Origin of the sequence: Haemophilus parainfluenzae, from assembly GCF_014931395.1 — a bacterium.
GTDB lineage: Bacteria > Pseudomonadota > Gammaproteobacteria > Enterobacterales > Pasteurellaceae > Haemophilus_D.
In genome coordinates this window covers 542,925-554,436 of sequence record NZ_CP063120.1, presented here as the reverse complement: position 1 = coordinate 554,436, position 11,512 = coordinate 542,925, and the positions used below count along the sequence as shown (strand labels likewise).

Genomic DNA, 11,512 nt, shown 5'->3' with positions numbered 1-11,512 from the left:
TAACCGCACTTTTTTATGATTAAATTTAAAGAACCTTATTAATGGGCGAGAGCTTGTTTCACTGCTACATCCAATCCTGCTGTTGGACGACCAAGCAATTTCTCAAGGGTTTTGTCTTCTGAGAATAATGCACCGTTTGATGCATCTACATCCCATTGTGCAATTAAGCCTGCAAATCCTTCATCTAATCCTGCTTGTACAAGTGCTGCGACATAATCTGCTGCAGGAATATCCACGTAAGGGATATCTTTACCTGTTTGTTTGCTGATTTCTGCTGCAAGGTCGGCTAATGTCCAGCTGGTTGATCCGGCAAGTTCGTAAGTTTGGTTTTCATGACCTTCACTTAATGCGATGTTTACTGCTGCTTCAGCAAGTTCTGCACGAAGTACAGACGAAATTTTGCCGTTTTTTGCTGAACCGTAGAAAGCATTGTTTGCTAATGCTGCCGGAATTGAAGCTGTGTAGTTTTCGGTGTACCAACCATTGCGTAAAATAGTGTAAGTAATACCCGAAGCTTTTAATGCGGCTTCAGTTTCAACGTGCTCACCGGCAAGGGATTTTACGGTATTATCGTTTGTCGCGCCGAGTAAACTGGTATAGATAATATGTTTCACACCCGCTTTTTTCGCTGATTCAATTACGTTGTTGTGTTGTAATGCACGCTGACCGACTTCACTACTTGAAACAAGAATTAAAGTATCTACGCCTTGTAATGCTTCTACTTGACCTTCTGTTTTTGAATAATCAAATTTGCGGGCTTCTACACCTGAAATTTTTTCTGGAGAGCGTACAAGCGCGATGACGTTTGCTTGTTTTGCTTTTAATAAGTCTAATGCGATTGCGCCAAATTGACCTGTTGCACCAGTAATTGCGATAGTTTTAGTTGTCATGATGTTTTCCTTCTCGTTAAGTTGAAATGATATTTGAACATTTGATTGTTCGCTTGATGTGGCGTATTATATTTCAATACTTACTTTTGAGAAGTACTTACATAAACGTAAGTTTTGGAATTTTTAAAAAATAATTTTTAACTTGTTGATTTTTAAGGAATTAAAAATGAAAAAAAATTTAAATCGTGGGAATGTTCTGGCTTCAGCTTGCCCTTCTCGCCAAATTTTGCAACATTTAACCAGCCGTTGGGGCGCATTGGTGTTGGTGAGTTTGCATTCTGGTACCAAGCGTTTTAGTGAACTTCGCCGTGCGATTGATGGCGTAAGTGAACGTATGTTGACTAAAACCCTGCAGGAATTGGAGGCTGATGGTATGTTAATTCGTAAATCCTATAATACCGTGCCACCGCAAGTGGATTATACATTAACAGAATTTGGAACAGAAGCTTCTAATAAGATGTTTGAGTTGGTGGACTGGTTGGAAACAAATTTAGGGAATATTTTAGCAAGCCAGAAGAAATAATGTTTCAAGGTAGGAATTTTCAAGTAGAATGACGACAAATAGACAAGATAGATAGAAAAATGAAAGCAAAACTCGAAAATTTACTGACTCAAGCTGAAATTCAATTAACAGATCGACAAAAAGATCAACTTATCCAGTTAGTGCAATTACTCAATAAATGGAATAAAGCCTATAACTTAACCTCTGTGCGTGATCCACAGGAAATGTTAGTGAAACATATCTTGGATAGTATTGTTGTTAGTCCTTATTTACAAGGGGATCGTTTTATTGATGTAGGAACCGGTCCAGGCTTGCCAGGTCTGCCTCTAGCCATTATTAATCCTACCAAGCAATTTGTCTTGTTAGATAGTTTAGGTAAGCGTATTAGCTTTATTCGAAATGCAGTACGTGAGTTAGGACTAACAAATGTAGAACCCGTTCTTAGCCGCGTTGAGGAATACCAACCTGAACAAAAATTCGACGGTGTACTAAGTCGTGCATTTGCTTCCTTAAAAGATATGACAGATTGGTGTCATCATTTGCCAAAGAAAGATGGATATTTTTATGCCTTGAAAGGCATTTATCACGAAGATGAAGTTCAAGAATTAGACAAAAAATTCGAAATAAAAGACGTGATAACTTTACATATCCCTGAGCTTGTAGGTGAACGACATTTAATCGTTTTACGATAAAACACACTTTTTTTGTGATGATTTTGTGAATATTTTTTTAAAAGTGTGATTTGTTTAACATTTTTTAGTGGTTTAAAAGTTGAAACTCTTTGTAGCACGGGTATAATTAGACAGTTTTTGTATTTTAAAAAAATAAGATAATGTCTAAGGTTTTAACACAGGCTAAAAATCGATATCAAAAGGCGATAATCATTGAGTCGGTTTGTCTTGTTGTTTTTGGGGTATTCCTTGCAATTTGGCAAGGTGAAAGTGCGGTAGATTTTAGTTTAGGATTTATCAGTGCTTTTATACCATTTTGTGCTTTTGCTTATATTGTTTTTTTTCGCAAACAAGATTTTTCAACAAAATTAACGGCATTTTATCGTGGTGAAGCGTTAAAGTTTATGTTAACGATTGTGCTTGTGGGTGTGTCCTTTAAATGGCTTGCTATCTCACATTTTATTTTGTTTTTTGTTGGTTTTTTTACAGCATTAGCGTTGAATAATGTTATTCCGTTTTTGTTAAATAGATCTTAATTTTTCTACAAAGGGTTGATTATGTCTGGACAAACAACTTCCGAATATATTAGTCACCACTTGTCTTTCTTGAAGACAGGTGATGGTTTCTGGAACGTTCACTTCGATACGCTTTTTTTCTCAATTGTATCGGCAGTGATTTTCTTGTTTATCTTTTCTCGTGTTGCAAAAAATGCTACGACAGGCGTACCAGGCAAAATGCAATGTTTGGTTGAAATTGTTGTAGGTTGGGTTGATGGTATTGTGAAAGAAAACTTTCATGGTCCGCGTAATGTTGTAGCACCAATTGCCTTAACCATTTTCTGCTGGGTATTCATTATGAATGCTATCGACTTGATCCCAGTTGATTTTCTTCCTCAATTTGCCGGTCTTTTTGGTATTCATTATTTAAGAGCAGTACCAACAGCAGATATTAGTGCAACATTAGGTATGTCAATCTGTGTATTCTTCCTTATTCTTTTCTATACAATTAAATCAAAAGGTTTTGGTGGTTTAGTTAAAGAATATACACTCCACCCTTTTAATCATTGGGCGTTTATTCCTGTAAACTTTATTCTTGAAACAGTAACTTTACTAGCTAAACCGATTTCTCTTGCTTTCCGTCTTTTCGGTAATATGTATGCAGGGGAATTAATCTTTATTCTTATCGCTGTGATGTACTCTGCAAATGTGGCCATTGCAGCATTGGGAATCCCATTACACCTAGCTTGGGCTATTTTCCATATTTTGGTTATTACGTTACAAGCATTCATCTTTATGATGTTAACGGTGGTTTATTTAAGTATTGCTTATAACAAAGCAGAACATTAATTTTTTTATTAACCGGCTCTAGGGCTAAACTTAACTTCTATCTATTGGAGAACATTATGGAAACTGTAATTACAGCGACAATCATTGGTGCATCAATTCTTCTTGCATTTGCTGCATTAGGTACTGCAATCGGCTTTGCGATCTTAGGTGGTAAATTCTTAGAATCATCTGCTCGCCAACCTGAATTAGCATCTAGCCTACAAACTAAAATGTTTATCGTGGCTGGTCTTTTGGATGCGATTGCAATGATTGCTGTTGGTATTTCATTACTTTTCATTTTCGCAAACCCATTCATCGGTTTATTACACTAATCACCTTATTTGCTTATCAACGTAAAACAAGCATAGTAAGGAGGACGTTGTGAATTTAAATGCAACATTGATTGGTCAACTTATTGCATTCGCACTTTTCGTGTGGTTCTGCATGAAGTTTGTTTGGCCACCAATTATTAATGCGATTGAAACACGTCAAAGCCAAATTGCGAACGCCTTAGCGTCAGCTGAAGCAGCGAAAAAAGAGCAAGCAGATACTAAAAATCTTGTTGAACAAGAACTTCTATCTGCCAAAGTACAAGCTCAAGAAATTTTAGATGCTGCGAATAAACGTCGCAATGAAGTGTTAGACGAAGTGAAGGCAGAAGCTGAAGAACTAAAAGCAAAAATTATTGCTCAAGGTTATGCTGAAGTAGAAGCAGAACGTAAACGTGTTCAAGAAGAATTACGTGTTAAAGTGGCTTCATTAGCAGTAGCGGGTGCTGAGAAAATTGTGGGTCGTTCTATTGATGAAGCGGCAAACAATGACATTATTGATAAATTAGTTGCAGAGTTATAAGAGGCTTAGCTTATGTCAGAATTAACTACAATAGCTCGCCCTTATGCAAAAGCTGCATTCGACTTTGCCATTGAACAAAGTGCGGTTGAAAAATGGACTGAAATGTTAGGTTTTGCTGCAGCCGTGGCTGAAGATGAAACGGTAAAAGCTTACTTAAGTAGTTCTCTTTCTGCACAGAAATTAGCTGATACAGTAATTTCTATTTGTGGCGAACAATTGGATCAATATGGGCAAAATCTTATTCGGTTAATGGCTGAAAATAAGCGTTTGAGTGCGATTCCTACCGTGTTTGAAGAATTTAAACATTATGTGGAAGAACATCAAGCTATTGCAGAAGTTGAAGTAACTTCAGCACAACCATTGAATGCAACACAAATCGAAAAAATTGCAGCTGCAATGGAAAAAAGATTAGCTCGCAAAGTGAAATTAAATTGCAATGTAGATAGCTCACTGATTGCCGGTGTAGTGATTCGTACAGAAGATTTTGTGATTGACGGAAGTAGTCGTGGACAACTTGCTCGTCTCGCAAATGAGTTGCAATTATAAGAGGAATACAAGATGCAACTAAATTCAACTGAAATTAGTGAATTGATTAAAAAACGCATCGCTCAATTTGACGTGGTGAGCGAAGCCCGTAATACAGGGACAATTGTTTCTGTAAGTGACGGGATTATTCGTATTCATGGCTTAAGCGATGTGATGCAAGGCGAAATGATCGCCTTACCAGGCAACCGTTACGCAATGGCACTTAACCTTGAACGTGATTCTGTTGGTGCGGTAGTAATGGGTCCTTACGCAGATTTAGCGGAAGGTATGGAAGTACAATGTACTGGCCGTATTCTTGAAGTACCAGTTGGTCGTGGTTTATTAGGTCGTGTGGTAAATACACTTGGTCAACCAATCGATGGTAAAGGTGAAATTGAAAACGATGGTTTCTCTCCTGTTGAAGTCATTGCACCAGGTGTTATCGATCGTAAATCTGTTGATCAGCCTGTACAAACTGGTTATAAAGCGGTTGACGCCATGGTGCCAATCGGTCGTGGTCAACGTGAGTTAATCATCGGTGACCGTCAAACGGGTAAAACAGCATTAGCAATCGACGCAATCATTAACCAACGTGATTCAGGTATTAAATGTATCTATGTAGCAATCGGTCAAAAAGCGTCGACTATTGCAAACGTAGTGCGTAAATTAGAAGAGCACGGTGCGCTTGAAAACACTATTGTTGTTGCGGCATCTGCATCTGAATCAGCAGCATTACAATATTTAGCGCCTTATGCTGGTTGTGCAATGGGTGAATATTTCCGTGATCGCGGTGAAGATGCGTTAATCGTTTACGATGACTTATCAAAACAAGCTGTTGCTTATCGTCAAATTTCATTATTATTACGTCGTCCACCAGGTCGTGAAGCATATCCAGGTGACGTATTCTATCTACACTCACGTTTACTTGAACGTGCAGCACGTGTAAGTGAAGAATACGTAGAAAAATTTACTCAAGGTGCAGTAAAAGGAAAAACCGGTTCTTTAACCGCTCTTCCAATTATTGAAACTCAAGCAGGTGACGTTTCAGCATTCGTTCCAACCAACGTAATTTCGATTACCGATGGTCAGATTTTCTTAGAATCTAACTTATTTAACTCTGGTATTCGTCCAGCGGTAAACCCAGGTATTTCGGTATCTCGTGTGGGTGGTTCTGCACAAACTAAAGTAGTGAAAAAATTAGCTGGTGGTATCCGTACCGCATTAGCTCAATATCGTGAATTAGCGGCGTTTGCTCAGTTCGCATCTGACCTTGACGATGCTACCCGCAAACAACTTTCTCACGGTGAAAAAGTCACTGAATTATTGAAACAAAAACAATATGTACCGCTTAGCGTAGCAGAGCAATCTGTGTTGCTTTTTGCGGTTGAGTTTGGCTATTTAGAAGATGTGGAATTGCAAAAAATTGCAAGTTTTGAAGCCGCACTTTTAGATTACGCTCGCCGTAACCACAGCGAGTTTATGGCTGAATTGACCAAAACCGGTAATTACAATGATGAAGTTAAAGCATCATTGAAATCGATTTTGGATAACTTTAAAGCCAACAGCGCGTGGTAAAAGTAACGGAGAAATAAGATGGCAGGTGCAAAAGAGATAAAAACCAAAATTGCCAGTGTACAAAGTACACAAAAAATTACAAAGGCAATGGAAATGGTGGCGACCTCGAAAATGCGTAAAACGCAGGATCGTATGTCGGCTTCTCGTCCGTATTCTGAAACAATACGAAATGTTATCAGCCACGTCTCTAAAGCAAGTGTTGGTTATAAACACCCATTTTTAATTCAACGCGAAGTGAAAAAAGTCGGGATCTTAGTGGTCTCGACTGACCGCGGAATGTGTGGTGGTTTGAACATTAACTTGTTTAAAACCGTCATGACAGAAATCAAACAATGGAAAGATAAAGGTGTTAATGTTGAATTGGGTTTAATTGGCTCAAAAGGCATTAGCTTCTTCCGTTCATTAGGATTACCTGTTCGTGCACAACTTTCCGGTTTGGGTGATAATCCGACAATGGAAGACTTAATTGGTGTTGCAAACGGTATGTTTGGTAGCTATAAAGACGAAGAAGTAGATGCAGTTTATATTGCCTACAATAAATTCGTTAATACAATGGCACAAAAACCAGTTTATCAACAATTAATACCATTACCGGCATTAGAAACCGATAATTTAGAGCAAAGACAAAGCACCTGGGATTACCTTTACGAGCCAGAGCCAAAAGTCTTATTAGACAGTTTGCTTACTCGTTATTTGGAGTCACAAGTGTATCAATCTGTGGTAGATAACCTTGCTTCCGAGCAAGCTGCTAGAATGGTAGCAATGAAAGCGGCAACTGATAATGCAGGTAATTTAATCAATGACTTGCGATTAGTTTATAATAAAGCCCGTCAAGCAAGTATTACAAATGAATTAAACGAAATCGTCGCCGGCGCGGCAGCGATTTAATGAAAGAGGAACGGTAATGTCAGCAGGAAAAATTGTACAAATCATCGGTGCGGTGATTGACGTTGAATTCCCACAAGATGCAGTACCAAAAGTTTACGATGCATTAAAAGTTGAATCAGGTTTAACCCTTGAAGTTCAACAACAATTAGGTGGCGGTGTAGTTCGCTGTATCGCATTAGGTACATCTGACGGCTTAAAACGTGGCTTAAAAGTAGAAAATACGGGTAACCCAATTCAAGTTCCAGTAGGGACTAAAACGTTAGGCCGTATTATGAACGTATTGGGTGAACCAATCGATGAGCAAGGTGAAATTGGCGCGGAAGAAAATTGGTCTATTCACCGTCCGGCACCAAGCTATGAAGAACAATCTAACAGTACGGAATTATTAGAAACTGGTATCAAAGTTATCGACTTAATTTGTCCATTCGCAAAAGGTGGTAAAGTAGGTCTATTCGGTGGTGCGGGTGTAGGTAAAACCGTTAACATGATGGAATTAATCCGTAATATCGCGATTGAGCACTCAGGTTACTCTGTATTTGCGGGTGTAGGTGAACGTACTCGTGAAGGTAACGACTTCTATCATGAAATGAAAGATTCTAACGTATTAGATAAAGTATCATTAGTTTACGGACAAATGAATGAGCCACCAGGTAACCGTTTACGTGTTGCGTTAACCGGTTTAACTATGGCAGAGAAATTCCGTGATGAGGGTCGTGATGTATTATTCTTCGTGGATAACATCTATCGTTATACCCTTGCTGGTACTGAAGTATCTGCGTTATTAGGTCGTATGCCATCTGCGGTAGGTTACCAACCAACATTAGCAGAAGAAATGGGTGTGTTACAAGAACGTATCACTTCAACCAAAACAGGTTCTATCACCTCTGTTCAAGCGGTATACGTACCTGCGGATGACTTAACTGACCCATCTCCGGCAACAACCTTTGCACACTTAGACTCAACAGTTGTATTAAGTCGTCAAATTGCATCTTTAGGTATTTACCCTGCGGTTGACCCATTAGATTCAACTTCACGTCAATTAGACCCACTCGTTGTTGGTCAAGAGCACTATGATGTAGCGCGTGGCGTACAAGGTATCTTACAACGTTATAAAGAATTAAAAGATATTATCGCAATTCTTGGTATGGACGAGTTATCTGAAGATGACAAACTTGTGGTAGCACGTGCACGTAAAATTGAACGTTTCTTATCACAACCGTTCTTCGTTGCTGAGGTATTCAACGGTACTCCAGGTAAATACGTTTCTTTAAAAGAAACTATCCGCGGCTTTAAAGGTATTTTAAACGGCGAATACGACCATATTCCAGAACAAGCGTTCTACATGGTCGGTACAATCGACGAAGCGCTAGAAAAAGCCAAAAATATGTAATCACTTCAAGTCATTTGAAGGAGAACAAAAATGGCGACATTTAACCTAATAATAGTCAGCGCAGAGCGAAAAATCTTTGAAGGTGCTGTGAAACAAATCCAAGCAACAGGTGTGGAAGGTGAACTTGGCATTTTACCAAACCACACCCCTTTGATGACGGCGATTAAGCCAGGGATTGTTAAATTCACCCTTGAAGATGGCAATGAAGAAGTTATCTATGTTTCAGGCGGCTTCTTAGAAGTTCAGCCTAAAGTAGTAACGGTACTTGCCGATGTTGCAATTCGCGGTAGCGAGTTAGATGCAGATCGTATTCGTGAAGCAAAACGTAAAGCGGAAGAAAATATTGTGAATCACGCAGTTGATGTGGATCATGATTTACTTGTAGCTAAACTTTCTAAAGAGTTAGCGAAACTTCGTGCTTACGAACTTACTGAAAAACTCGTTAAATCAAAACGATAAGTTAATGATAATAAAAAAGAGCGGTTATTTTGACCGCTCTTTTTGTTTTTCTATCGTAAGAAATATCGATACGCTTTACTTTCAGTTACATCTTCATAAACATAACCGAGTTCTGCTAAAGCCTGTTCAAATTCTACGTTATCTTTTTCGCCTAATTGGAAAGCCGCAAGAATATTACCGTAATCGGCTCCATGTGCACGATAATGGAATAATGAAATATTCCAACGTTTACCCAAAATTTCTAAGAATTTAAGTAACGCGCCTTTTTGTTCTGGAAATTCAAAGCTATAAAGTCGTTCATGATGATTAGAAACTCGTCCACCCATTAAATAACGCACGTGAGTTTTCGCAATATCATCATCAGACATATCTTCTACATCAAAGCCATTTTTCGTTAAATCAGCAATAATTTCTGCTTTTTCAGCTTCATTAGCCGTGCGCACACCAACGAAAATACAGGCTTTTTGATTATCTGCATAACGATAACTGAATTCTGTTACTGCACGATTACCAATAACATGAGCAAATTTTAAGAAGCTGCCTGGTTGTTCAGGCATCGTTACCGCCAATAAAGCTTCACGGTTTTCACCAATTTCGCAACGCTCCGAAACATAACGTAAAGTATGGAAGTTAAGGTTGGCACCAGATAAAATCGCTGCCATATTTTTGCCTTCTAGATTGTTTTGTTTCACATATTTTTTTAAACCAGCTAGACCTAGAGCGCCAGATGGTTCAGCAATCGCCCGCACATTTTCGAATAAATCTTTCATTGCGGCACAAACTTCATCGCTATCTACTAGCACCATACCATCCAAATATTTTTGGCATAAACGGAATGTTTCATCACCAATACGTTTTACCGCTACACCGTCAGCAAATAGAGCAACGTGTGCTAAATCTGTGGGTTCACCTTTTTCTAAAGCGGCATTCAAACAGGCTGAATCTTTAGACTCGACACCGATTACTTTAATTTCCGGCATAAATTGTTTGAGTAAAATGGCTACGCCAGCCGCGAGACCACCGCCTCCGACTTGCACAAAGACATAATCCAAATCTGCCACTTGTTGTAGCATTTCCATTGCCAACGTTCCTTGTCCTGCGATCACTAATGGATGATCGAATGGTGGAATAAATGTCATATGTTTAGATTTTGAAAGCTCAATGGCCTTGGCTTTCGCTTCATCAAAATTAGCCCCGTGTAGCAAGACTTCGCCACCAAAACCACGGACTGCATCCACTTTTATGCTCGGTGTATTTTGTGGCATAACGATTAACGCTTTTAAGCCAAGCTGTTTAGCAGATAAAGCAACACCCTGTGCATGGTTACCTGCAGAAGCGGCAATGACACCTGCTTGTTTTTGTTCGTCAGAAAGGCTAGAAATCATCGCATAAGCACCACGCAGCTTAAAGCTATTTACTGGTTGGCGGTCTTCACGCTTAATCCAAATATTATTATGTAGGCGCTCGGATAATTTCCCCATTTTTTGTAGCGGGGTTACAGTAGCGGCTTCATATACTCTGGAGCCAAGTTTAACAATCGCGTTAACATAATCCGATTGAGAGGGTTGAGGGTTGGTAAGTAGATTTTTCATGATATTACAGCGAGATTAATCATCATTAATGAGGTTATTGAATATTACTTTTTACAATTTATAAAAAATTAAATTTTATCATAAGTATTTTGCATATATGCTTGTATTTGTTGAATTCGCTCTTCTTCAAGATCGGAAGAGAAATTATCTTGAATATAGCCTAATAATGGTAAGGTCATCATTATATTTTCTGGATTGCAGAATTTTGTAAAACCATCTGCTAACCAATATGGTTTTTTCGTTTTTAATTTATGTATAATGGCCTGTGTAAGAGATTTTCTTATTAAATATAAAGCGGATCCTGTATTATCATAAGATGCATCCAATCCTGTAGCTATTGATTTACTTAAAGAAATATTTCCACTTCCTGTAAATAAATTACTCTCACGATAAGACAACATTTGTAATTTAACTAATTCCACAGGCATATCTTCTAGTGCCTTAGCAATATCTGAAACAACATCTAAAAATTTTGATGGTGTATTTTTGTTAGTTGGTAACAATGTAATATCGTCTTCAGCAATTAAACAAAATTCATCTTCGTCAATAGATTCATCTAAAGCAATTAATTGCCAACATTTAATGTGTGAAAGAGTGCAAGCAATTTCGCCCATCGTTGGTCCACGTGGTATCATTTGGGTAAATGTTGTCACATCAAAAAAGAATTCTTTATTGCCAATAATATCTAATACTTTTCTATCAACAGCAGACACTTTTTGAAAAATTTCGCTTCCTGGTTGTTGGTAAAAATGAGTCAATCTTTCAGGCTGTCTATCTAAATTTATTACATAGCCTCTCATCATTGGATCCTTAAACAAAATTTATAAAAAAACAAACAACACC

The 11,512-nt window shown here is 38.2% G+C and carries 14 protein-coding genes; 11 read left to right on the top strand and 3 right to left on the bottom strand.

Annotation, left to right across the window (positions count from 1 at the left end; translation table 11 throughout):
* Positions 1-38: 38 nt before the first annotated feature.
* Positions 39-890 (bottom strand): SDR family oxidoreductase, encoded by an 852-nt coding sequence (locus INP94_RS02710; RefSeq protein ID WP_197543957.1) that lies wholly within the window; start codon positions 888-890, stop codon positions 39-41.
* Positions 891-1,056: 166 nt separating this feature from the next.
* On the opposite strand from INP94_RS02710, the gene INP94_RS02705 reads away from it, so the two are divergent.
* The 11 genes from INP94_RS02705 to INP94_RS02655 all read left to right on the top strand — a co-directional run bounded on the left by INP94_RS02705 (position 1,057) and on the right by INP94_RS02655 (position 9,077).
* Positions 1,057-1,413: a winged helix-turn-helix transcriptional regulator gene (locus tag INP94_RS02705; RefSeq protein WP_005699328.1), complete on the top strand. Its 357-nt coding sequence runs from the start codon at positions 1,057-1,059 to the stop codon at positions 1,411-1,413.
* A gap of 59 nt (positions 1,414-1,472) precedes the next feature.
* Positions 1,473-2,084, top strand: coding sequence for a 16S rRNA (guanine(527)-N(7))-methyltransferase RsmG (gene rsmG, locus INP94_RS02700; RefSeq protein ID WP_197543956.1), 612 nt, complete (start codon positions 1,473-1,475; stop codon positions 2,082-2,084).
* Between the two features lie 140 nt (positions 2,085-2,224).
* Positions 2,225-2,599, top strand: coding sequence for an ATP synthase subunit I (locus tag INP94_RS02695; RefSeq protein WP_197543955.1), 375 nt, complete (start codon positions 2,225-2,227; stop codon positions 2,597-2,599).
* 21 nt (positions 2,600-2,620) lie between these two features.
* Positions 2,621-3,409 carry a F0F1 ATP synthase subunit A gene (gene atpB, locus INP94_RS02690; RefSeq protein WP_014064469.1) on the top strand — a complete coding sequence of 263 codons (789 nt, stop codon included), beginning with the start codon at positions 2,621-2,623 and terminating at the stop codon, positions 3,407-3,409.
* A 56-nt stretch (positions 3,410-3,465) separates the two neighbouring features.
* Positions 3,466-3,720: a F0F1 ATP synthase subunit C gene (gene atpE, locus INP94_RS02685; protein ID WP_005629249.1), complete on the top strand. Its 255-nt coding sequence runs from the start codon at positions 3,466-3,468 to the stop codon at positions 3,718-3,720.
* Between the two features lie 49 nt (positions 3,721-3,769).
* Entirely contained in the window at positions 3,770-4,240 is a 471-nt protein-coding gene (gene atpF, locus INP94_RS02680; RefSeq protein ID WP_005699161.1) for a F0F1 ATP synthase subunit B, read from the top strand.
* Between the two features lie 12 nt (positions 4,241-4,252).
* Entirely contained in the window at positions 4,253-4,786 is a 534-nt protein-coding gene (atpH, locus tag INP94_RS02675; RefSeq protein ID WP_014064468.1) for a F0F1 ATP synthase subunit delta, read from the top strand.
* Between the two features lie 12 nt (positions 4,787-4,798).
* A complete protein-coding gene (atpA, locus tag INP94_RS02670) occupies positions 4,799-6,340 on the top strand; it encodes a F0F1 ATP synthase subunit alpha (RefSeq protein ID WP_197543954.1) in 1,542 nt (513 codons plus the stop codon).
* Between the two features lie 18 nt (positions 6,341-6,358).
* Positions 6,359-7,228, top strand: a complete 870-nt coding sequence (gene atpG, locus INP94_RS02665; RefSeq protein ID WP_005694946.1) for a F0F1 ATP synthase subunit gamma — start codon at positions 6,359-6,361, stop codon at positions 7,226-7,228.
* A gap of 16 nt (positions 7,229-7,244) precedes the next feature.
* Positions 7,245-8,618, top strand: a complete 1,374-nt coding sequence (gene atpD, locus INP94_RS02660) for a F0F1 ATP synthase subunit beta (RefSeq protein ID WP_005694944.1) — start codon at positions 7,245-7,247, stop codon at positions 8,616-8,618.
* Between the two features lie 30 nt (positions 8,619-8,648).
* Entirely contained in the window at positions 8,649-9,077 is a 429-nt protein-coding gene (locus tag INP94_RS02655) for a F0F1 ATP synthase subunit epsilon (RefSeq protein ID WP_005699104.1), read from the top strand.
* Positions 9,078-9,127: 50 nt separating this feature from the next.
* Here the strand turns inward: INP94_RS02655 and ilvA are convergent, their stop codons facing one another.
* Both ilvA and INP94_RS02645 read right to left on the bottom strand, forming a co-directional pair.
* Positions 9,128-10,669: a threonine ammonia-lyase, biosynthetic gene (gene ilvA / locus INP94_RS02650; protein ID WP_197543953.1), complete on the bottom strand. Its 1,542-nt coding sequence runs from the start codon at positions 10,667-10,669 to the stop codon at positions 9,128-9,130.
* A 68-nt stretch (positions 10,670-10,737) separates the two neighbouring features.
* Positions 10,738-11,472: a glycosyltransferase family 25 protein gene (locus tag INP94_RS02645; RefSeq protein ID WP_197543952.1), complete on the bottom strand. Its 735-nt coding sequence runs from the start codon at positions 11,470-11,472 to the stop codon at positions 10,738-10,740.
* Positions 11,473-11,512 lie beyond the last annotated feature (40 nt).